At 36.4% G+C, this 22,526-nt stretch carries 21 protein-coding genes, 1 tRNA gene and 1 riboswitch; of the genes, 1 reads left to right on the top strand and 21 read right to left on the bottom strand.

The annotated features are described in order from the left end of the window. Positions 1-265: 265 nt before the first annotated feature. From lonB to ACSBPO_RS16895, 16 genes are all read right to left on the bottom strand, one after another. The gene (gene lonB, locus ACSBPO_RS16820) at positions 266-1,951 is read right to left on the bottom strand and encodes an ATP-dependent protease LonB (protein WP_442595306.1); all 1,686 of its coding nucleotides are present in this window, start codon (positions 1,949-1,951) and stop codon (positions 266-268) included. Between the two features lie 118 nt (positions 1,952-2,069). Continuing rightward, positions 2,070-3,335, bottom strand: a complete 1,266-nt coding sequence (clpX, locus tag ACSBPO_RS16825; protein WP_442595308.1) for an ATP-dependent protease ATP-binding subunit ClpX — start codon at positions 3,333-3,335, stop codon at positions 2,070-2,072. Positions 3,336-3,757: 422 nt separating this feature from the next. Next, a complete protein-coding gene (gene tig / locus ACSBPO_RS16830; RefSeq protein WP_442595310.1) occupies positions 3,758-5,035 on the bottom strand; it encodes a trigger factor in 1,278 nt (425 codons plus the stop codon). A 158-nt stretch (positions 5,036-5,193) separates the two neighbouring features. Continuing rightward, positions 5,194-6,228 carry a tetratricopeptide repeat protein gene (locus ACSBPO_RS16835; RefSeq protein WP_442595312.1) on the bottom strand — a complete coding sequence of 345 codons (1,035 nt, stop codon included), beginning with the start codon at positions 6,226-6,228 and terminating at the stop codon, positions 5,194-5,196. A 119-nt stretch (positions 6,229-6,347) separates the two neighbouring features. Further along, a tRNA-Arg gene (locus tag ACSBPO_RS16840) sits at positions 6,348-6,424 on the bottom strand. A gap of 114 nt (positions 6,425-6,538) precedes the next feature. Beyond that, positions 6,539-7,057 carry a metallophosphoesterase family protein gene (locus ACSBPO_RS16845; RefSeq protein ID WP_442595314.1) on the bottom strand — a complete coding sequence of 173 codons (519 nt, stop codon included), beginning with the start codon at positions 7,055-7,057 and terminating at the stop codon, positions 6,539-6,541. Next, positions 7,050-7,664 (bottom strand): XTP/dITP diphosphatase, encoded by a 615-nt coding sequence (locus ACSBPO_RS16850; RefSeq protein WP_442595316.1) that lies wholly within the window; start codon positions 7,662-7,664, stop codon positions 7,050-7,052. Before ACSBPO_RS16850 ends, ACSBPO_RS16845 begins: the two co-directional genes overlap by 8 nt. Continuing rightward, positions 7,661-8,425, bottom strand: coding sequence for a ribonuclease PH (gene rph / locus ACSBPO_RS16855; protein ID WP_442595318.1), 765 nt, complete (start codon positions 8,423-8,425; stop codon positions 7,661-7,663). The genes ACSBPO_RS16850 and rph overlap by 4 nt, the downstream gene beginning before the upstream one ends. Before the next feature lie 94 nt (positions 8,426-8,519). Beyond that, entirely contained in the window at positions 8,520-9,593 is a 1,074-nt protein-coding gene (locus ACSBPO_RS16860) for a GerMN domain-containing protein (RefSeq protein WP_442595320.1), read from the bottom strand. A gap of 463 nt (positions 9,594-10,056) precedes the next feature. Then, complete coding sequence (gene racE / locus ACSBPO_RS16865) at positions 10,057-10,854, bottom strand: glutamate racemase (protein WP_442595322.1); 798 nt, start codon at positions 10,852-10,854, stop codon at positions 10,057-10,059. A gap of 10 nt (positions 10,855-10,864) precedes the next feature. After that, positions 10,865-11,323, bottom strand: coding sequence for a MarR family winged helix-turn-helix transcriptional regulator (locus ACSBPO_RS16870; protein ID WP_442595325.1), 459 nt, complete (start codon positions 11,321-11,323; stop codon positions 10,865-10,867). Between the two features lie 212 nt (positions 11,324-11,535). After that, positions 11,536-11,760: a spore germination transcription factor GerE gene (gene gerE / locus ACSBPO_RS16875; RefSeq protein WP_377879158.1), complete on the bottom strand. Its 225-nt coding sequence runs from the start codon at positions 11,758-11,760 to the stop codon at positions 11,536-11,538. A 154-nt stretch (positions 11,761-11,914) separates the two neighbouring features. Next, complete coding sequence (locus ACSBPO_RS16880) at positions 11,915-12,367, bottom strand: acyl-CoA thioesterase (protein ID WP_442595327.1); 453 nt, start codon at positions 12,365-12,367, stop codon at positions 11,915-11,917. Between the two features lie 188 nt (positions 12,368-12,555). Next, positions 12,556-13,317, bottom strand: coding sequence for a succinate dehydrogenase iron-sulfur subunit (gene sdhB, locus ACSBPO_RS16885; protein WP_442595329.1), 762 nt, complete (start codon positions 13,315-13,317; stop codon positions 12,556-12,558). Between the two features lie 6 nt (positions 13,318-13,323). After that, complete coding sequence (gene sdhA, locus ACSBPO_RS16890) at positions 13,324-15,081, bottom strand: succinate dehydrogenase flavoprotein subunit (protein ID WP_442595330.1); 1,758 nt, start codon at positions 15,079-15,081, stop codon at positions 13,324-13,326. Between the two features lie 55 nt (positions 15,082-15,136). Then, positions 15,137-15,745 (bottom strand): succinate dehydrogenase cytochrome b558 subunit, encoded by a 609-nt coding sequence (locus tag ACSBPO_RS16895; protein WP_442595332.1) that lies wholly within the window; start codon positions 15,743-15,745, stop codon positions 15,137-15,139. Between the two features lie 411 nt (positions 15,746-16,156). Here ACSBPO_RS16895 and ACSBPO_RS16900 point away from each other — a divergent pair, with 411 nt between their 5' ends. Continuing rightward, positions 16,157-16,612, top strand: coding sequence for a YslB family protein (locus ACSBPO_RS16900; protein ID WP_442595334.1), 456 nt, complete (start codon positions 16,157-16,159; stop codon positions 16,610-16,612). A 71-nt stretch (positions 16,613-16,683) separates the two neighbouring features. Here the strand turns inward: ACSBPO_RS16900 and ACSBPO_RS16905 are convergent, their stop codons facing one another. From ACSBPO_RS16905 to ACSBPO_RS16925, 5 genes are all read right to left on the bottom strand, one after another. Continuing rightward, positions 16,684-17,913 carry an aspartate kinase gene (locus tag ACSBPO_RS16905; RefSeq protein ID WP_442595336.1) on the bottom strand — a complete coding sequence of 410 codons (1,230 nt, stop codon included), beginning with the start codon at positions 17,911-17,913 and terminating at the stop codon, positions 16,684-16,686. A gap of 130 nt (positions 17,914-18,043) precedes the next feature. After that, positions 18,044-18,221, bottom strand: a riboswitch (Lysine riboswitch). Between the two features lie 68 nt (positions 18,222-18,289). Beyond that, a complete protein-coding gene (uvrC, locus tag ACSBPO_RS16910) occupies positions 18,290-20,062 on the bottom strand; it encodes an excinuclease ABC subunit UvrC (RefSeq protein ID WP_442595338.1) in 1,773 nt (590 codons plus the stop codon). A gap of 134 nt (positions 20,063-20,196) precedes the next feature. Further along, positions 20,197-20,511, bottom strand: coding sequence for a thioredoxin (gene trxA / locus ACSBPO_RS16915; protein ID WP_442595340.1), 315 nt, complete (start codon positions 20,509-20,511; stop codon positions 20,197-20,199). Positions 20,512-20,676: 165 nt separating this feature from the next. Further along, complete coding sequence (locus ACSBPO_RS16920) at positions 20,677-21,654, bottom strand: electron transfer flavoprotein subunit alpha/FixB family protein (protein WP_442595342.1); 978 nt, start codon at positions 21,652-21,654, stop codon at positions 20,677-20,679. 50 nt (positions 21,655-21,704) lie between these two features. Further along, positions 21,705-22,478, bottom strand: a complete 774-nt coding sequence (locus tag ACSBPO_RS16925) for an electron transfer flavoprotein subunit beta/FixA family protein (protein WP_442595344.1) — start codon at positions 22,476-22,478, stop codon at positions 21,705-21,707. Between the last annotated feature and the right edge of the window lie 48 nt (positions 22,479-22,526).

Genomic DNA, 22,526 nt, shown 5'->3' on the forward strand with positions numbered 1-22,526 from the left:
TCCAGTTTCTTTCCTTGATTATTGTATAAGCAATCTTTGTACAATTCTAACGTATTTAATAAAAAGTGTCTATTTTGAAGAATATTTATACAATGACAAGTTGAAAAGTTGCCACTTTATCCGCTTTATTAGTATCAATTTTTTTAACCTATTTTATTACTTGAAAAAATAAAACTTCGGTCTGAAAGTTCAAACCGAAGCTTTTGGGTTAAAGCTGTTTTCGTATAGTTAGAAAAAGCGACAAAGTTTCAGAAAAGAGCCTTGGTTAAATAGATTCCTTTTGAGAAATATCAACGGACGCCGGAATCGATTCAATCGATGAAGTTGGAAGCTCTGATACATGATGTTGATTTAAGGCAACATCAAATACTTCTTCTAAATGATTAACGGTAACGATTTTTATTCCTTTTATCTCATTTAATATGGACTGCATATTTTCCATCGGAATAATAACTGTTTTGGCTCCTGCTTTCTTCGCAGCCAAGACTTTTGGAAAAACTCCTCCAATGGGTTTTACATGACCATGTATACCGATTTCACCTGTCATCGCTACGGTGTGGTCCACAGGGATTTTATAAATGGCCGAATAAATACCGGTTGCCATGGCAATTCCGGCAGATGGCCCATCAATCGGAACACCTCCTGGGAAATTCACATGGATATCAAATGAATCAGCTGGCACACCCATGGAGCGTAAAACTGTAATAACATTTTCAATCGACCCTTTTGCCATACTTTTACGGCGAATTGATTTGCTACGATCCCCGATACTTTCTTCTTCTACTATTCCTGTTATATTAATAGATCCTTTTTCCTTAGCAGGGATTACCGTTACTTCGATTTCAAGTAATGCCCCTGTATTAGGCCCATAAACGGCTAAACCATTTACTAAACCGACGGAAGAAATTTGATTGATCTTCTTTTCCATCCGTGGGGTAAGTTGACTTGAGTGAATAACCCATTCGATATCCTCATCTTTAATATTCATACGTTCCTCTGTGATGGCTATACCTGCTGCTGTTTGAATAATATTTACTGCCTCACGACCATTACGAGCATATGTAGATAATATTTCAAGTCCGGATTGATTCATTTCCATTTTTACTTTGTCCGCTGCTTTTTGGGCAATAGTTGCAATTTCTTCTTGATTTAACTCTCGGAAGAATACTTCCATACAACGGGAACGAATTGCTGGTGGAATCTCACTTGGCGTTCTGGTAGTTGCCCCAATTAAGCGGAAATCAGCAGGAAGACCATTTTGAAAAATATCATGAATATGGTTAGGAATCTGTGGATTTTCTTCATGATAGTAGGCACTTTCTAAAAATACTTTACGATCCTCCAAAACCTTAAGGAGCTTGTTCATTTGAATAGGATGTAGTTCCCCTATCTCATCAATAAAAAGAACCCCACCATGCGCATTTGTAACGGCACCTTGTTTAGGTTGTGGAATACCAGCCTGTCCCATAGCTCCAGCACCTTGATAAATCGGATCATGAACTGAACCAATTAACGGGTCGGCTATTCCTCTTTCGTCGAATCTCGCTGTTGTAGCATCTAGTTCGATGAAAACAGAGGAAGGCTTAAAGGGCGACTTCGCATTTTTCTTTGCTTCTTCTAACACTAGTCTTGCCGCAGCTGTTTTTCCTACACCTGGGGGACCATATATAATCACATGCTGTGGGTTTGGACCACATAATGCTGCTTTCAACGCCTTTATCCCATCTTCCTGCCCTACGATGTCATTAAAACTAGTAGGTCTAACTTTCTCTGATAACGGTTCTGTTAAAGAAATCGATCTCATTTTACGAAGTTGATCCATCTCTTTTCGGGATTCTTTATCAATAGAAATTTTTTGTGTACGCTGGCTTCGAAGTAAATTCCAAAAATAGAGACCTATAATAATCCCAAAAAACAGTTGTATTATTAAGGCAATACCTGTCCAACTCATAAATATTCCTCCTGCTTTGCGATTTCGATACTGCTATTATCTCCGAGCGCCAGTTGGAATAAACAAGAAAAATAAAAAAGACCAACCTCCCATTTGGAAAGTTGGTCTCATTTTATTTTTATGCAGAAGTTTTTCTTTCTTCTTCCAGAACCGTACCATCGTTTAATACAAGCTTTGGAATGCTGTTGTTTAACACTGTTTCTTTCGTAATGATACATTCTGTAATATCATCACGAGAAGGTAAATCAAACATAACATCCAACATAATGCCTTCGATAATGGAACGTAGACCACGAGCACCTGTCTTACGCTCAATTGCTTTTTTCGCAATTTCTTTTAATGCATCTTCTTCGAACTTTAATTCAACATCATCAAGTTCAAGCATTTTTTGATATTGCTTCACAAGGGCATTTTTAGGTTTTGTTAAGATTTCAATTAATGCATCTTCGTCTAATTGCTCTAAGCTCGCAATTACCGGCAGACGTCCAATAAATTCTGGAATTAAACCAAATCTTAATAAATCCTCAGGTAAAACTTTTGATAACAGTTCTTTTTGGCTAATATCAGCCTGTTTATTTTCTCCACCAAATCCTATTACCTTTTGACCTAAACGACGTTTAATAATTGGCTCAATGCCATCAAACGCTCCGCCGCATATAAAAAGGATATTGGTAGTGTCGATTTGAATAAATTCTTGGTGTGGATGTTTACGACCGCCCTGTGGAGGAACACTTGCTACCGTTCCTTCTAAAATCTTTAACAAGGCTTGCTGTACACCTTCACCAGAAACATCACGAGTGATAGAAGGATTTTCTGATTTACGAGCAATTTTATCGATTTCATCGATATAAATAATACCCTTTTCGGCCTTTTCAACATCATAATCAGCAGCTTGGATTAGTTTTAATAAAATATTCTCTACGTCTTCTCCAACATATCCTGCTTCTGTTAAGGAGGTTGCATCAGCAATCGCAAAAGGAACATTTAAAATTCTAGCTAATGTTTGAGCAAGTAATGTTTTACCACTACCAGTTGGCCCAATCATCGCAATATTACTTTTGGATAACTCAACATCATCAATTTTGCTGTTAGAATTAATACGTTTATAGTGATTATATACAGCAACTGCTAAGGATTTTTTCGCTTGATCTTGTCCGATAACATATTCATCTAAAATTTCACGAATTTCCTTTGGTTTTGGAACATCTTTGAATTCTACTTCTTCTTCTGTACCTAATTCCTCTTCAACTATCTCAGTGCATAGTTCAATACATTCATCACATATATATACACCTGGTCCGGCTACTAGCTTACGGACTTGATCTTGGGTTTTCCCACAAAATGAGCATTTTAATTGCCCTTTTTCATCATTAAATTTAAACAATATTTTTCACCCCTTGAAGAACTTCTAACCGGATTTTAAGCAGCGGATTTTTAAGAAAAAAATGTATCTATATTATTCAATTTTTAAAAAATCTTCTTAACGTTATGTATTGCATTGTAACACATTTTATGTTCAGACAGGAAATAATAACTCTTAGCTCATGACAATATATTGAAATATTCGGGTAGTAATCCAGGTGTTACTCTTATAGGTATGTATCGATAAATCTTCTCTTAAAAATCCACTTTAAAAAGTATCTTACGAACTAAGCTTATCCAAAATTCACTGAATTAAATCGTATGTAACAGAATTCGTTACTATGTATGTATTCTAAAAATTATTTAAATTGTAAAAACAAGGCACGATGGCGATCGTGCCTTGTTTGTTTTAATGTCAAAATCTAGCTGCAGCGTATTCTATAATTACTTCTTATTTTCAACAAGGAAATCAACAGCTTTTTTCAATTGTAAGTCAGCTTTTAAACCTTCTAAGCTTCCTAAAGCATTTTGGATGTTTTCAACTGTCATATTGTACATTTCAGCCATTTTTTGAAGCTCGTTTTGTACATCTTCATCAGTTGCTTCAATGTTTTCAGCTTTAGCAATTGCTTCAAGAGTTAAGTTAACACGTACACGATTTAATGCTTCTTCTTTCATTTGCTCGCGAAGTGCACTTTCGTCTTGACCAGAGAATTGGAAGTATAATTCAAGGTTCATACCTTGCATTTGTAAACGTTGTTCGAATTCGTTCATCATGCGGTCAACTTCAGTTTCTACCATTACTTCTGGGATTTCAACTTCAGCATTTTTTGCAGCAGCTTCAACAACTGCATCACGAACATGGTGTTCTGCTTGATGATTCTTATCTTCTACTAAACGGTTTTTAATTTTTTCTTTTAAAGCGTCTAAGCTTTCAACTTCTTCATCCACATCTTTAGCAAACTCATCATCTAAAGCAGGAAGTTCTTTTCCTTTAATTTCATGAACAGTTACTTTGAAAACAGCTGGTTTTCCAGCAAGTTCTGCTGCATGATACTCTTCAGGGAATGATACTTCAACATCCTTAGATTCACCAGTAGCTGTTCCAACTAATTGCTCTTCAAAACCTGGGATGAATGAACCTGAACCAAGTTCTAATGAATAGTTTTCAGCTTTTCCACCTTCGAATGCCACTCCATCAACGAAGCCTTCGAAATCGATAACAACAGTATCGCCATTTGCAGCTGTACCTTCTTCTTTTACAACAAGCTCAGCTTGACGTTCTTGAAGAGATTTGATTTCTTTCTCAACATCTTCATCCGTTACAGTTGTATCAAATGCTTCAACTTCTAATCCTTTATAATCGCCAAGCTTAATTTCTGGCTTAACAGTTACAGTAGCTTTGAAAACTAGGTTTTGACCTTTTTCCATTTTTTCAATGTCGATTTCAGGACGATCAACTGGTTCGATTCCTGTTTCAACAATTGCATTAGCATATGCTTCAGGTAGAAGAATGTCTAATGCATCTTGGTAAAGAGATTCTACACCAAAACGTTGTTCAAAAAGTCCACGAGGCATTTTACCTTTACGGAAGCCAGGTACATTCACCTTTTTTACAACTTTTTGGAAAGCTGCGTCCAAACCTTTAGTTACTTCTGCTGCTTCAACTTCTACAGTAAGGACACCGCGGTTTCCTTCTAACTTTTCCCACTTTGCAGACATTAAAATTCCCTCCAAAATCTATTTATCGTTACATTAAGTATATTGGTTGAATACTTCTTGCCTTACAAGTTCATATCCATCCGCATGTAAAATATGTTATTTCACACATTACAACCACTACATTATAACATACGTTTCCTTTCTTTCAACAGGCAAGGCTATAGAATAGGAGAAGAAATTTCTTCTAATTCTCTTAATAAAGCAATCGCCCCTGTTAATTTTCGAACATCTACCTCATATTTTTCAACCATTTTTTCAATTGTCATATGTATACCAAAATACTCTAAGGCTAAAAAATGATAGGCAGCTGCCAAAATTATGGGCTCGTTTGGCTTTCGTTCAATTGGAAATAAAAGAAAGGAGTGTCGGTCCACTATCGCTTTAATACTTTCAAAAAGTGTTGGATTATCGTGTTCCAACTCTCGTTTTAAAATGATATAAATTTCATTTATATCCGCTAAAGCAGCTATCTCAGCTAGATAGATGGGATTGATCACTAAATTTTGATGAAACTTTTCTACCTTAATCTCCTCATTGACCTGTTGTTCCTTCAAAAGCTGCAATAACATCGTTTTGATAAATGGATGCCCAGCTGAAGAAGATAAATAAGTCTTAATACCAGGCAAATAATTTCTTACATTTTTTTCAGAGAGTTGAGCAACAGCCAAAAATTGTTCATTTAAATTTTCATATTGAAATAAATCAAATGAAATTTCTTCCTGAAAATCATCTTCAATAGACTCAATTCCCGATTTTATGTAATCAGACTCTAGCTTTCTTTTACTAAATTCTAATATTTTTGTAAAATTGCCAAGTTTTTCAATTGGTATTTCTTTTTCCTCAAGTAATGCTTCAAGTGTAACAACTATTTCTTGATATTCATTTAATTGAAGTAAGATCATAAGATATAAGTCAATCAATTGGAAATAATCGCCTATACCCTTTTGGAGACATTCATTTGCTAAGTTTTTAGCATTTGAAAGGTTACCTGATTCTAAATAAGCAATAATTAAACTCAGTTCTAATTCTTCATTGTAAGAATCAAGTTCCTTTGCTTTTTCGAGGTAATCAACAGCTTCAACAAACCTCTTGTTCTTCAAACTTTCTAATCCCTTATCCAGTAATAGCTTATCTACATTTGGAAATAGAAAAATATTATCCTTGTGTGGCTTGATGGTGCCCCGCTTTTTCATAAGCATTCCACCTTATTTCTACTTTGTAAGTAAGTTTAGCACGCGTATTCTTAAAATACAAAAAACTCACCAAATAGTAGGTGAGTAAACGGTAATTGGTATGTAACTTATGGTGTAAATGGCGTCCCAGGAGAGATTCGAACTCCCGACCGTACGCTTAGAAGGCGTATGCTCTATCCGGCTGAGCTACTGGGACATTTATTAATATTTCAAAGACATTTTTTATTATATTAGCGTAGTAATAAAAAGTCAACACTTCTAAACAGATTTTTTAAAATTCATTGAGGGAAAAATCCCTCAATGAAAAGGCTTAAGATTGTATATGAAATTCGTGATTTAGCATTGGTAACATACCTAGATTAATATCATATACATTAAAAAGGATTTTGTCACCTTCAATTTCTACTATCACATATGTTTTTTCTTTTCTCATTTTTGGTAAACGAATACTTCCTGGATTAATAAATAAGATTCCATTAATCACTTCGGCACCAAGGATATGCGAATGGCCAAAGCAAACAATATTCGCGTTAACTTCTTCCGCTCGATAAACCAGGCTCATTAACGATGACTTCACATGATAATGATGTCCGTGTGTGATGAAGATCGACTTTTGATTCATGATTTCCATTTTTTCTTTAGGAAAATCACTGCCAAAATCGCAATTTCCTCCTACCATCACAAAATCCTTAATGGCAGGGTCATCTGCTTGAAGTTCAGAATCACCACAATGAATCATTAAATCTACTTCAGCTTGATGTTTTTCCTTAATCTTTTCTAATTCATTTGTCAGTCCGTGACTGTCACTTACTACTAAAACTCTACTCATTTGCAGATTCACTCGCAAAAATAGTATTCAATTCACCCTCTAATTTTTGAAGAGCTTTTGCACGGTGACTGATCGCATTTTTCTCTTCTGAAGATAACTCCGCCATCGCAAGCCCTTTCTCTAAAACGTAAAAGATCGGATCATATCCGAAACCATTGGATCCACGGCGCTCTGTTAATATTCTACCTTCACATGTTCCAAAGACCGTGTATGTTTGCTTACCTGGTATAGCTACCGCTAATGCGCAATAAAACCTCGCTGTTCTCTTTTCTTCAGGAACATTTTGAAGTTGGGCTAACACTTCATCCATATTCGCATCATCATTTTTATCAAGACCGGCGTATCTAGCTGAATATATACCTGGCTGACCATCAAGAGCATCCACCATTAAACCTGAATCATCGGCAATGACAACGCGGTCAAGCTTTCCTGAAACAGCCTCGGCTTTTAATTTTGCGTTTTCTTCGAACGTCTTTCCTGTTTCATCTATATCTTCTATCTCAGGAAAATCTAATAAAGTTTTTACAGCAAATCCATGCTTTGAAAAAAGGCGTTCAAACTCTTTTGCCTTCCCCTTATTTTTAGTGGCAATAACTATTTCCATCATTTACTTTTCCCCTTTTTTGTACCTTGAATTAACTTAACGACATCCTCACCTAAAGCTGTTTTTTGATGTTCAAACAACTCCATTAATCCATTTTGAGCAGTCTTAAGCAATTCTTGCAATTGATCATACGAGAAGGTAGATTCTTCACCTGTTCCTTGAAGTTCAACAAATTCACCATTTCCAGTCATGACCACATTCATATCTACTTGTGCTTGAGAATCTTCAATATAATTTAAGTCAAGAACGGTGTTCCCGTTTTCTAAAATACCTACACTTGTTGCCGCCAGAAAATCATGAACTGGGAATTTTGATATTGATTTATTTACTACTAGCTGATGTAGGGCTTGTACCATCGCAACGTAAGCACCCGTAATAGAGGCAGTTCTAGTTCCCCCATCCGCTTGAATCACATCACAATCAATCCAAATGGTTTTCTCACCAATCGACTCTAAATTAACAACAGCTCGTAATGCTCGGCCAATTAATCTTTGTATTTCCATCGTTCTTCCAGTAACTTTTCCCTTTGAAGATTCTCGAATATTTCGCTGACCAGTGGCTCTTGGGAGCATTGCATATTCAGCTGTAATCCAACCCTTACCTGAATTTCTCATAAAAGGAGGGACACGATCTTCGATACTTGCTGTACATATTACCTTGGTGTTTCCTACGGATATCAATACAGATCCTTCTGGGTGAATTAAATAATTGGTTTCAATATGTATTGGTCTTAATTCCTCGACCTGTCTTCCATCTACGCGCATAACTTGTTCCTCCTAACATAAAACAATAAAGAAGAGGTGGCATTTACTGCCAACCTCTTACGTTGTCATTATATAGTATAACAAATAATTTTTTTTAAAAACTACCTGTATTTACTTTTTCAGGTCGAGTAACAGGTTCTGTTACCTTTTCACCATTCTCATTTACGATTTCAGCATCCCCATCTACCATTACAGCTACACTTTCAATTCCTTTTTGTTCTGTTAATGATAAAACAAGAGAAGTAAGTAAATGTTGTGAAATCATTTTTTCCTCGAAGCTTCCATAAACTGCTTCGTTAAAGTTTAATGTCACCTTCCCATTTTCCACTTTCGGATTTTCTAATAGTTTCACTTCTGGTAAAAATTCAGAAACTAGATTGGAAGTGTAATTTGGACCCTTAACAAGCTCATTTACGACTGCAACAACAGGATCTGCTTCATTGTTGCTAACTCGTTTTGTAACTGGTACATAATAATAGTTACTTTCATCTCCACCTAAGTAATAAACAGTTAATGGTTTCGTATTGGTAATATCCACTACTTCAGTGGTATCCATATTAATGCCATTTGCACGGCTTACTTCTTTAGTAATCGGAGTTCCATTAACAGGCATTTCAGTTAATTCGTGACCATTCATTTGGAATTTCACTTTTTGAATCGAATCGAATTGAGTCAATGTCCAAGTTACAGATTCTAGAATTTTCATTTCATCTTCAGGTTGATAATTCTTGAATTCCTTTGAAAAATCAACTGTTGCCACTCCACCTTTAACATCTACAGAAACTTGTGTATCGGCAGGTAGAACGGAACGGAATCCGTTTGGAATCATTTCAGATAATGGACCATTGTCAACTAGGTACTCTAATGCTTGCTTAGCAACCCCAGTTGTACTTGGAAGAGCAAAGGTTTGTGGAACCACATACCCATCCTTATCAATTAAATATAATTCTGTCATAACGGATTCTTGACCAGCTTCTTCCTTAGCAGCTGTTTCAGAAGTTGTTTGTTCAGTTGTCACCGTTTGTGTACTTTCATCCGTGTATGAAACTTCCTTTGGTGGGTCAATTTGTTTTTTCGCTTCTCCCCCGAATAACCCACACCCTGAAAGTAAGGCTGATGATACTAGTACCGCTGAAACTAGAGTAGTTGTTTTTTTATTGATGGACATGCAAATCCCTCCTAAGACAGTTTGTACTACCATGTATACGAGCTTATTCAGAATTTAGACCGTCTTTTAAAAAGAAATTTGGACATTCTATCAATATTTTTTTGAAAAGAATTCAATTTTTTTTGTATAAAAGCCTTTTAGGAAAAGTTTGTTGCATTTAATTAATCTAGGTTCATCAATCAGAGTTGATTGTAGCGGAGGGCACTTGACTCCTACGGGAAATAGAGGGAAGTGGGAGACCCCACAGGCGCTAACACCGAGGAGGCTCCCATCCCTCCCCAAGTAAGAATTTGTCTTTTGAAAAAGCCGGCAGTAGGGCTTTTTCATAATTCTTCCCGTGGAAAGCAAGTGCCCGGAGCGGAAATCAACGGACATATTTTAGTAAAACCAACAATTGATGTAAAAAAAGCTGTATAAAAAAAACTCTTCTAATAAAGAAGAGCTTTGATGTAATAAATATTATTTAGTCTAATTTTATATGATGGACATGTTCAATTTTCCGTTTCAGCCAATTGGATGCTATTTTAGAAAAAATGGTTTTGGACCCTGTTGTGAAAAATTGATGTGTAGGTTCTTCCGAGGAAGGATTTAATAAATTATGATGATGGAGAATCGTGCTTATTTCTAAAGCCGTTTCATCTCCTGAACTGATGATCTTAACATTTGGACCCATTACATTTTGAATCAAAGGTTCTAATAATGGATAATGGGTACAACCTAAAACTAGTGTGTCAAGTTGCTTATTCCTTAACGACTGTAATGTTTCAGCCACTATTTTTTTAGCTACCGGACCAGAATATTCACCGCTTTCAACGAGCGGAACAAATTTTGGACAAGCTAAACTCTCAACTTTTACTTTTTGGTTGTAGTTTTTTAGAGCTTTTTCATAAGCTCCACTTTTGACGGTTCCCATTGTTCCAATAATACCTATACGATGGTTTTCTGTAACTTTTAATGCAGCCCTTGCACCAGGGTATATAACACCGATTACTGGGATTGGCAGAGTTTCTCGAATTTCATCGAGTACGACAGCTGTTGCTGTATTGCAGGCAATAACCAACATTTTTATATTATGATTTAAAAGGAATTGAGTCATTTGCCATGTAAATAACTTTACCTCCTCGCTTGATCGAGGACCGTATGGACAACGGGCTGTATCCCCTACATAATATATTTGCTCATTTGGTAATTGGCGCATAACTTCTTTTGCAACAGTTAATCCACCTACACCAGAATCAATAATACCTATCGGTTGTTTCAACTATCTCGCCTCATTCTTCTCGCATATCATGATGTAGTTTTAATAAGTTCCCTTTTAAAGTTTGTACTTCATCTGTCGAAAAATTCTTTAATACCTCTTGTAGGTATAGTTGACGTTTTTTAATTACTTCATCAATAATACGTTCTCCTTCTTCAAGCAGATGGATACGCACTACTCTTCGGTCATTAGGATCTTTTACACGCAATACAAGTTGTGATTTTTCCATTCTATCAACTAAATCAGTCGTTGTACTGCACGCTAAATACATCTTATTGGAAAGTTCTCCAATAGTCATATCACCAAATTCAAAAAGCCATTGAAGTGCTAAAAATTGTGGAGGAGTGATCGTATAATTACTTAAAATTTCTCTCCCCTTTTGTTTAATGATTCCTGATATGTATCGTAATTCTTTTTCAATTTCAGCAACGGTCATTAATGATTCTTTATTTTCTACTTCTTCTAATTTCATTTTAACAACTCCTTAATAGTATTTTATTTAAGGCTGCTTTATCATAGATTGAATTTTTAAAAGGATTACTTAAAATAAATCTGATTGATTTTCACCAAATAAATGATTAGAATAACCTATCTATCTTTTATTTTCTACTTTTTTCAGCAAAATTTCAAGATAAGAATGTTGATAAATGTTATAACCGGCAATCTAATGATTGCCGGTCAACATTAAAGTTCTAGCTCTCCCATACGAAGGAGCTCTACAACTGCTTGTGAACGCCCCTTAACACCAAGCTTTTGCATGGCATTGGATATGTGGTTCCGAACCGTTTTTTCGCTTATAAATAATTCACTAGCGATTTCTTTCGTCGTTTTATCTTGTACTAACAGTTCGAATACTTCTCTTTCTCTTTTTGTGAGTAATGGCTTGTGATTATATTCATTCTCCTTCAAGTACTGTAACCCTCCTTGCCTTCGCCAGCTTTGAACCGTGGGATGGGTATATATTTAGTCACGATATCATATGTGATTTTGGCAATTGGAGTGACTACAATAATAAAAGAAGAATAAATAATATTTAAGAATGTGCTAACTTCTTAGATAAGCCTTATCTATTATGTAAGAGTAACTGTTTCATCTCCTCTGTCCATGGGCTGCCTTTCCCTGTTTTCTTTGACATATGAACCATAGTCCCTCTTCCAACAAAGCAAATCTCATTATTTTCCCTTTTAGCCATATAATGTAAATCAACAGAAGAAGTTCCTACTTTATTTGCTTTCACAAAAATCTTTAGTGTCTCTCCAAAATAAACCTGCTTTAAATAATCACATTGAAGGTCTGCTACAACCGGGATCGTTTCATTTTCTGGCTTCACCCACTCTTGCATAAATCCTACACTCTTAAAAAATGAAATTCTAGCCTCTTCAAAGTAGGTAAAAGGAATAGTATTATTCAAGTGCCCAAACATATCAGTTTCAGAAAACCGAACTGTAACAGGATGAAAAAAGTGAAATTCTTTTTCCCAATCCTGTAATTGGTCTATATAAGAAAATTTACTCAACTAGGTGAGCCCCCTTCCATTAATCAAAAAATGAATGAATATTCATTCTCTTATTATAAATGAAATCTCCTTATAAAGGAACTAAAATGCTACATCTCCTTTAACACAGTAAAGCAGTGGGGGTCTGACCCCCACTGCTTTACTGTGTTAAAAAGCCTCTTTCCATGGTGGAAAGAGGCTTAATATATTTAGATACTATCGCTTCCGAAGAAGTTTCTAAACGCTTGGAATGTTGTATCACGGTTTAATGCCGCGATAGAAGTTGTTAATGGAATTCCTTTTGGACAAGACTGTACACAGTTCTGTGAGTTACCACAGTTTGCAAGTCCGCCGTCTCCCATTATCGTTTGAAGACGTTCAGCTTTATTCATTTCTCCTGTTGGATGCGCATTGAATAAACGAACTTGTGATAATGGAGCAGGTCCAATGAAATTGGAATTACTATTCACGTTAGGACAAGCTTCTAAACAAACACCACATGTCATACATTTAGAAAGTTCATATGCCCATTGGCGTTTTGTTTCAGGCATACGTGGTCCCGGTCCTAAGTCATACGTACCGTCAATAGGAATCCAAGCCTTTACTTTTTTCAAGGAATCAAACATACGGCTACGGTCAACCTGTAGGTCACGAACGACAGGGAATGTTCTCATCGGTTCAACACGAATTGGCTGTTCAAGCTGATCCACTAGTGCTGAACAAGATTGACGCGGCTTGCCATTAATAACCATTGAACAAGCACCACATACTTCTTCTAAACAGTTCATATCCCAAGTAACAGGAGTCGTATCTTTCCCTTGTGAAGTTTTTGGATTACGACGAATTTCCATTAGTGCGGAAATCACGTTCATATTTGGGCGATAAGGAACTTCAAATTCTTCCGTATATGAAGCAGAATCAGGACTGTCTTGTCGTGAAATAATAAACTTAACTGTTTTTTGTTCAGACATGCCGTTTTACTCTCCCTTCTTCTTCGAATAATTACGCTCACGAGGCTTAATTAACGAAGTATCTACATCTTCATAATGGAAAGCTGGTGCAGAATTAGAATCAACAAACTTAGCCATTGTTGTTTTTAGGAAGTCCGCATCATTACGGTCAGGGAATTCTGGCTTATAATGAGCACCACGGCTTTCATTACGGTTATAAGCACCAATTGTAATAACACGAGCAAGCTGTAACATATTTTGTAATTGACGTGTAAAGCTTGCGCCTTGATTACTCCATCTAGCTGTATCATTGATATTAATCTTTTGGTAACGTTCCAATAATTCCTGAATCTTTTCATCAGTTTTAAGAAGTTTTGCATTATGACGAACTACTGTTACATTATCAGTCATCCATTCACCAAGCTCTTTATGAATGACATATGCATTTTCAGTTCCATTCATAGACATAATTTGACTCCACTTTTCTTCTTCCTGCTTGACAGAACGGTCAAAAACAGAAGAAGAAATAGCATCAGAACTCTTCTCTAAACCATTGATATATCGAACTGCGTTTGGTCCAGCCACCATTCCCCCATAGATAGCAGAAAGAAGTGAGTTCGCACCAAGACGATTTGCACCATGTTGAGAGTAATCACATTCACCAGCTGCAAATAAACCAGGGATATTTGTCATTTGATCGTAATCTACCCATAATCCACCCATAGAGTAGTGAACAGCTGGGAATATTTTCATAGGAAGTTTACGAGGATCTTCACCAGTAAATTTCTCATAGATTTCGATAATACCGCCAAGCTTAACATCAAGTTCATGAGGATCTTTATGAGAAAGATCTAGATAAACGATATTTTCTCCGTTAATACCAAGTTTTTGTTCTACGCATACGTCAAAAATTTCACGAGTAGCAATATCACGTGGAACTAAGTTTCCGTATGCAGGATACTTTTCTTCAAGGAAATACCAAGGTTTACCATCTTTGTATGTCCAAATACGACCGCCTTCACCACGAGCCGATTCACTCATTAAGCGAAGCTTGTCATCTCCAGGAATAGCTGTTGGATGAATTTGGATAAACTCACCATTTGCATAATAAACACCTTGTTGGTATGCAATTGCAGCTGCTGAACCAGTGTTGATAATGGAGTTAGTCGTTTTACCAAAGATAATTCCAGGACCACCTGTAGCTAAAATAACCGCATCAGCTGCAAATGATTTAATTTCCATTGATGTAAGGTTTTGCGCTACAATTCCACGACAAATTCCTTCATCATCAACGACTGTCCCTAAAAATTCCCAACCTTCATATTTCGTTACAAGTCCTGCAACTTCGTGTCGACGAACCTGTTCATCTAACGCATATAATAATTGTTGACCAGTAGTAGCACCAGCAAATGCTGTGCGGTGATGCTGTGTTCCACCAAAACGACGGAAATCTAGTAATCCTTCAGGTGTACGGTTAAACATTACACCCATACGGTCAAATAAATGGATAATACCAGGTGCAGCTTCCGCCATTGCTTTAACAGGCGGTTGGTTTGCTAAAAAGTCTCCACCATAAATCGTATCATCAAAGTGAATCCATGGAGAATCTCCTTCTCCCTTTGTATTTACAGCTCCGTTAATGCCCCCTTGAGCACAAACAGAGTGAGAACGTTTAACGGGCACTAATGAGAATAAATCTACCGGCGTACCTGATTCTGCAATCTTGACTGTTGACATTAAACCGGCTAGTCCGCCACCGACAACGATCACTTTACCTTTACTCATCGTGACTCACTCCCTTATTTCGTAAATCTTTCAAATTTCGATAGTTTTTTAGGTATTAAATAAATGCTAATAATGTTGTTACAAATGCAATGGAAGTGGCAATAAATATCACTAAGGTCACGTATGTAGAAATAACTTGAGAACGAGGTGTTACTGTAATACCCCAGCTTACAAGGAATGACCATAGACCATTTGCAAAGTGGAAAGTCGTTGAAATGACCCCTACAATATAGAACCAGAACATGAATGGATTAGATAAAATATTCTCCATCATTTGGAAGTTAACTTCTGATCCGAATGCTGCTGCAACACGAGTTTCCCATACATGCCACGTAATAAAGATTAATGTAATAACCCCAGTAACACGTTGTAATAAGAACATCCAGTTGCGTAGGAATCCAAATCGACTTACGTTGTTTTTAGCAGTAAAAGCGATATAAAGTCCGTAGATTGCATGGAATAATAAAGGTAAGAAAATAACTAATGTTTCTAACAAATAACGAAATGGAAGATTTCCCATAAATTCTGCAGCTCGATTAAAGGATTCTTCCCCTTTTGTAGCAAAATGATTGACTACCATGTGCTGCATTAGAAAAAGTCCAACCGGAATTACCCCTAGTAATGAGTGCAATCTGCGATTAAAAAACTCTCGATTACCTGCCATAATGTACCCCCCTTGAATTTTTAAATGATATTCAGGTTTACCCTACCCATCTTCCCCTTGAAGAAAGAATAAAACCTGTTATCACTGTGAAAAAGTTTCGACACTTTTCTAACAATAATGTGACATGTTCATTTTACTCCCATCAAGTATGAGCGTCAAGAAAACGTATACAAATAATATTTTTTAAAAATAAGGTTTTTTCCCTTAATAACACGTGATTTTTCAAAAAATTTAGTTAACTTATTTACAAAAAAATTATATTATTTTCTAATCCGTTCATATTTGAATTCGGTCATAATAAATATGTTTTAGGATAAATATTTTCTATTACATCCAATTTCCATTCATTTTCTGTGTAACCATGGAACGATTTGATTATAATAGAATAATAGAAAGAGAGGGAGAAACACTTTGAAGAAAACCCGCAGTGATGACCACGTTTTATCTCTTGAAGAGATTTTGATTCCTTCATTTGGATACGAACTAGTTCGAGAAGAACTATTAACTAATATACTTGGTAAAGATGCTCCGGATATTTTATATTGGTCTGGCAAACGCCTAGCCCGTTCATATCCCCTAGACTCCTTATCCGATATCATTCAATTCTTCGAAAGAGCTGGGTGGGGCGAGTTAGCAATAAAAAGGGAAGCATCCAATGAAATTTCTTTTACACTTACTAGTCCACTTATTATTCATCGTTTACAACAAAATAAAGATTCACACTTTAAGCTTGAAACAGGATTTTTAGCACAGCAAATAGAGTTACAGACTGAGATGCTTGCTGAGGCCTATGAGCAAATTCATAAAAAAGTTGGATTGGTTGAAATTATAGTCAGATGGGATAAAAAAGATCGAATCCATGAATAATGAAGCAACCCAAAATATTAAAATCAAAGATAAAAAGGTGTCCCTTTAATGGGACACCTTTTTCTTTCTTATTATGCTTTTACTTTGTTTCCAGCCAACTCAAATGTATCGTGTAAAACTTGCACAGCTGCTAGCATACTCTTCTCTTCCACAACGGTTGAAACCTTAATTTCAGAAGTACTAACCATTTTAACTTGGATATTATTTTTCGCAAGTGCTTCAAACATTTCTGCAGCTACTCCAGGATTAGAAATCATTCCAGATCCAACAATTGACACCTTTGCTAAATCAACTTCACTTTCGATTCGTTCAAATTGAAGCGTTTCTTTATTGTTTTCTAAAACGTGTAGAGTTTCTTCCAAATCTTCTGTTTTAATAGAAAAGGACAAATTCGTTGTGTCAAATCCAGTTGTACTTTGAATAATGATATCGACATTAATATGATGGCTTGCTAATGTTGTAAAAATAGTAGAAAGACTTGTTAATGAATTAGCTAATCCAATGACAGTTACTCTTGTTATTTCATCTTCAAATGCCACACCACGGACAACTAAGTTTTGTTCCATGCTAACTTCCTCCTCAATGATCGTTCCAGATTCTCTTTCCATACTAGAACGCACCTCTAATGGGATATGATAATTTTTCGCGAATTCAACCGCTCTTGGGTGCAGGACCCCTGCCCCTAAGTTGGCTAACTCTAACATTTCATCATAGCTAACCGATAATAGTTTTCGAGCATCTTTAACATAGCGAGGATCCGTAGTAAAAACGCCTGTCACATCTGTATAGATATCACATTTATCAGCCTTTAAAGCAGCTGCAAGAGCTACTGCTGTTGTATCGGATCCACCACGGCCTAATGTCGTGATTTCCCCTGAATCGGTTACTCCTTGGAAACCTGCAACCACGACTACTTTCCCTTCAGTTAGTTTTTTTTCGATGGCTTTTGTATCGATGTTGGTAATACGAGCATTACTATGAACATCTTCAGTCATTATTCCAGCCTGCCACCCCGTATAGGAAACAGCAGAGATTCCTATTTCAGCCAGCGCCATCGATAATAAGGAAATCGTTACTTGTTCCCCTGTCGATAGAAGCATATCCATTTCTCTTTTTGACGGATTAGATGATAATTCTTTAGCTAAAGTGACCAATTGATCAGTCGTTTTTCCCATGGCTGAAACAACTACCACAACATCATTTCCGTTATTTTTTTCTTCTAATACGCGGGCAGCAACATTTTTAATTCTTTCTGCACTGCCAACAGAGGTTCCCCCGAACTTTTGAACAATTAAGCCCACAATTTCCCCTTCTTTCAATGGTTTACATTAATTAGCATTTACATTAGTATTTCCTAAAAAAACAATAAAAAAAGCAATAAGAGGTCGTCTCTCATTGCTTTAGTAAACGTAAATATAAATACGTACCACAATGTGAGATAGCTCTCCAAGATAACACATCTTGACAATCCTACATTTCTTAAACGCAGGACCAGCAAAGAAAGAAAAGAGACTTTCTTTACTTCGGCGAACATTCCTTTCAAAGTCCTTCACAGAAGCTCTATCTTCTCCGAACTTTTACTCTTAAGGCTCGCACCTCTACCTTCACTATTAAAATTAAAAGTGATTGTTATTAAATTTTCACTAATTATAGCACATGTATTTTTTGACGACAACCTTATTCTTGCAACTTTTTCAATAGTAAGTCTGCCACATTTGCAGGTATTCCAATAGAGGTGAAATCCTTTAACTTTGCTTCCTTCATTTTCTTCAAAGACCCGAAATGCTTAAGTAGCGCTTTTTTACGTTTTTCTCCAATCCCTTCGATTTCATCAAGTAGAGATTGGAAAGCTCCTTTTCCACGAATCTGTCTATGAAAGGTAATGGCAAAACGGTGAACCTCATCTTGTATTCTTTGTAACAAGTAAAATTCTTGACTCGTTCTTCCTAAGGGAACCATTTCCAGTGGATTTCCGAATAAAAGCTGTGAAGTGCGATGCTTATCATCTTTTGCAAGGCCAGCTAATGGGATATCTAAGCCTAATTCGTTTTCAAGAATATCTCGAACAGCCTCTATATGCCCCTTCCCACCATCCACAATAATTAAATCTGGGAGTGGTAAGTTTTCTTGGAGTACACGAGTATACCTGCGACGCACTACCTCTCTCATGGATTCATAATCGTCCGGTCCCTCAACTGACTTGATTTTGTATTTCCGATATTCTTTCTTTTCAGGCTTACCATCTATAAACACAATCATTGCTGATACTGGATTTGTCCCTTGAATATTCGAGTTATCAAAGGCTTCAATTCGATGCGGAGTATAAATCCCCATTGCTGCTCCTAAGTTCTCAACAGCCTTAATGGTTCGGTCCTCATCCTTTTCAATTAAAGAAAACTTTTCTTTTAGTGCAATGGTTGCGTTCTTTTCAGCTAATTTAACTAGTTCTTTTTTCTGCCCTTTTTGGGGTTGTATCACCTTAACCTCCAAAAGTTCTTCTACTATGGCAGAATCAATAGAATGGGGAATCAATATTTCTTTTGGCTTAAAATGATTAGCCTTTGTATAAAACTGCCCAAGGAACGTTAAGATTTCTTCTTCTGGCTCATTATAAATAGGGAAAAGAGAAATATCACGCTCTATTAATTTACCTTGTCTTACAAAAAATACTTGAACACACATCCAACCCTTATCCACTGCATAACCAAAAACGTCACGATCAGTAAAATCCGTCATCGTTATCTTTTGTTTTTCCATTGTTGCTTCAATGTGGAGTATTTTATCTCTAAACTCTTTTGCTCTTTCAAAATCTAATTCTTCTGCCGCTGCTGTCATCTTTTCAGAAAGATCCTTTTTAATGTCTTTATAGCCCCCATTTAAAAATCTAGTGATTTCATCGGTTAGCTGTTTATATTCAGACTCACTTACCTCTTTTACACAAGGGGCCAAGCACTGACCCATATGGTAGTAAAGACACACCCGATCAGGGAGGGTGTTACACTTTCTTAACGGATATAAGCGATCCAATAATTTTTTTGTCTCATTTGCACTCTGAACGTTAGGATATGGCCCAAAGTATTTTCCTTTATCTTTTTTCACTTGGCGCGTTGTAATCAGTCTCGGATGTCTCTCAGCCGTTAACTTGATAAAAGGATAACTTTTATCATCCTTCAGCATGATATTATATTTGGGATCATGTTTTTTAATTAAATTGATTTCAAGCAATAAAGCCTCTATGTTAGAGGATGTAACAATATATTCAAAATCCTCGATCTCACCAACCAATCTCAATGTTTTACCATCATGAGAACCAGTGAAATAAGAACGTACTCGATTTTTTAAAATTTTAGCTTTTCCTACATAAATGACTGTACCTTGACGATCCTTCATGAGATAACAACCAGGCTGATCAGGTAGCAGGGACAATTTATTTTTTATGGTCTCGTTCATTCTGACCACCCCTTTTAAAGGTAAATTATTAACATAGTAACCTTTTCATTATACTCCTGGTCCTTCCTTTATTAAAGCTTTCTACAAAAGAAAAAAGCCCTAGTAAACTAAGGGCTTTTAAAAGCAATATACTATTAAAGGTGCTTGTTAAGAACGTTTGCTAATGCTTCTTTGGGTTGGAATCCAACAACCTTATCTACTGCTTCACCGTTTTTGAATACGATAAGTGTTGGGATGCTCATTACACCAAATTTTGCAGCTGTTTCTTGGTTATCGTCAACATCTAACTTAACGATTTTTACTTTGTCTCCCATTTCAGAGTCAAGTTCTTCCAATACTGGAGCAATCATTTTACAAGGTCCGCACCATGGAGCCCAGAAATCTGCTAAAACAACGCCATTGCTTGTTTCAGAAGAGAAGTTTTGATCAGTTACGTGTGAAATAGCCATAATCGAAATGCCTCCTAATATAAATACTAAAAACTAAGGTCAGTATATCATTCAATGTCAAATCATGCTAATAATTTGCTCCTTAACTAAAATTCCCCTTTAAAGGTTTCTGTATTCGCAAAAAAATAAAAAATGGCTGAACATAGTCAGCCATTCTTAGGTAATTTATGCATTAACCTTTAATTTTTTAAATTCTTCCGTTAACATTGGAACAACTTCGAATAAATCTCCAACGATACCGTAGTCAGCTACTTTAAAAATGTTTGCTTCCGGATCCTTGTTAATAGCAACGATTACTTTTGAATTGGACATCCCAGCTAAATGCTGGATAGCTCCTGAAATTCCACAAGCAATATAAAGATCAGGTGTAACAACTTTACCTGTTTGGCCAATTTGAAGAGAATAATCACAATACTCAGCATCGCAAGCTCCACGTGATGCACCTACAGCCCCGCCAAGTACTTGTGCAAGCTCTTTTAATGGTTCAAAACCATCTTCGCTCTTCACTCCACGACCACCAGCTACAACTACTTTTGCTTCAGATAAGTCAACACCCTCTGTTGCTTTACGAACTACTTCTTTAATGACAGTACGTAAGTCTTTTACATCTACAGATATAGTAGAAACTTCACCTTGTCTTGACTCATCCTTATCCAAAACGCCAATATTATTTGGGCGAACAGATGCAAATAGTAAACCTTCAGTAAAGATTTTCTTTTCGAACGCTTTCCCTGAATAGATTGGGCGAGTGAAGACAACATTTCCGCCTACTACTTCTACTGCAGTTACATCAGAAATTAATCCTGCATGAAGCTTAGCAGCCATTTTAGGAGCTAAATCTTTTCCTAAAGCCGTATGACCTAAAATAAGGCCTTCAGGTTTTTCAGCTTCTAATACCGCAAGTAGTGCTTGTGAAAAACCGTCCGAAGTATATGACTTTAGTTTTTCACCTTCTACCGTTACAACACGATCTGCACCATATTGGATTAATTCTTGTCCTAAAGCGCTTACAGAATCACCAATTAAAACTCCTACCACTTCTCCGCCTTCTGAAACTGTTCTACCTGCTGAAACGGCTTCAAAGGAAACGTTACGAAGGGAACCATCACGTACTTCACCTAATACTAATACTTTTCTCGCCATTTGTTTAACCTCCTGTGCTATCAATCTATGAATTTAATAAACCGAATATATTAAACTACTTTTGCCTCAGTATGAAGAAGTTTTACTAATTCCTTCACTTGATCACCTAAATCACCGGACAACACTTTCCCTGCTTCTTTCTGAGCCGGTAAATAGATTTCAATCGTTTTAGTTTTAGCTTCAACATCTTCTTCTTCTAAATCTAAGTCATCAAGCTCTAACTCGTCTAATGGCTTTTTCTTCGCTTTCATGATACCTGGTAAAGACGGATAACGAGGTTCATTAAGTCCTTGCTGTGCAGTGACAAGTAAAGGAAGAGTCGTTTCAATTACTTCTGAGTCACCTTCTACATCGCGAACAATACTTACATTTGAACCGTCGATTGTTAGCTTCGTAATAGTCGTTACATAAGGGATATTAAGCAACTCAGCGACACGTGGACCTACTTGTCCTGAACCTCCGTCAATAGCCACATTACCGGCAATAATGAGATCAGGATTTTTATCCTTTAAATATTCAGCGATAATTTTAGAAGTAGTAAATTGGTCACCATTTTCTACATCATCTTCTGTATTAATTAAAACAGCCTTATCAGCGCCCATAGCAAGAGCAGTTCTTAATTGCTTTTCAGACTCTTCGTTTCCTACAGATATAACGGTTACCTCACCGCCGTGTGCATCACGAACTTGTATAGCTTCTTCCACCGCATATTCGTCATAAGGATTAATGATGAATTCTGCACCATCTTCATTAATTTTCCCACCGGAAATCGTAATCTTTTCTTCAGTATCGAAAGTTCTTTTCATTAAAACATAGATGTTCATTGTGTCCCCTCCTGAATAATTCGTCAGTTTTAAGTATTTTGAAAAATT

The organism is Neobacillus sp. D3-1R, assembly GCF_052180215.1.
GTDB lineage: Bacteria > Bacillota > Bacilli > Bacillales > Cytobacillaceae > Pseudoneobacillus.

Coding starts and splice junctions, on each gene's coding strand:
- lonB (WP_442595306.1), bottom strand. CDS start 1,951: ATGAGTTGGACAGGTATTGCCTTAATAATACAACTGTTTTTTGGGATT.
- tig (WP_442595310.1), bottom strand. CDS start 5,035: ATGTCTGCAAAGTGGGAAAAGTTAGAAGGAAACCGCGGTGTCCTTACT.
- ACSBPO_RS16835 (WP_442595312.1), bottom strand. CDS start 6,228: ATGAAAAAGCGGGGCACCATCAAGCCACACAAGGATAATATTTTTCTA.
- ACSBPO_RS16845 (WP_442595314.1), bottom strand. CDS start 7,057: ATGAGTAGAGTTTTAGTAGTAAGTGACAGTCACGGACTGACAAATGAA.
- ACSBPO_RS16850 (WP_442595316.1), bottom strand. CDS start 7,664: ATGATGGAAATAGTTATTGCCACTAAAAATAAGGGGAAGGCAAAAGAG.
- rph (WP_442595318.1), bottom strand. CDS start 8,425: ATGCGCGTAGATGGAAGACAGGTCGAGGAATTAAGACCAATACATATT.
- ACSBPO_RS16860 (WP_442595320.1), bottom strand. CDS start 9,593: ATGTCCATCAATAAAAAAACAACTACTCTAGTTTCAGCGGTACTAGTA.
- ACSBPO_RS16870 (WP_442595325.1), bottom strand. CDS start 11,323: ATGAAATTAGAAGAAGTAGAAAATAAAGAATCATTAATGACCGTTGCT.
- sdhB (WP_442595329.1), bottom strand. CDS start 13,317: ATGTCTGAACAAAAAACAGTTAAGTTTATTATTTCACGACAAGACAGT.
- sdhA (WP_442595330.1), bottom strand. CDS start 15,081: ATGAGTAAAGGTAAAGTGATCGTTGTCGGTGGCGGACTAGCCGGTTTA.
- ACSBPO_RS16895 (WP_442595332.1), bottom strand. CDS start 15,745: ATGGCAGGTAATCGAGAGTTTTTTAATCGCAGATTGCACTCATTACTA.
- uvrC (WP_442595338.1), bottom strand. CDS start 20,062: ATGAACGAGACCATAAAAAATAAATTGTCCCTGCTACCTGATCAGCCT.
- trxA (WP_442595340.1), bottom strand. CDS start 20,511: ATGGCTATTTCACACGTAACTGATCAAAACTTCTCTTCTGAAACAAGC.
- ACSBPO_RS16920 (WP_442595342.1), bottom strand. CDS start 21,654: ATGGCGAGAAAAGTATTAGTATTAGGTGAAGTACGTGATGGTTCCCTT.
- ACSBPO_RS16925 (WP_442595344.1), bottom strand. CDS start 22,478: ATGAACATCTATGTTTTAATGAAAAGAACTTTCGATACTGAAGAAAAG.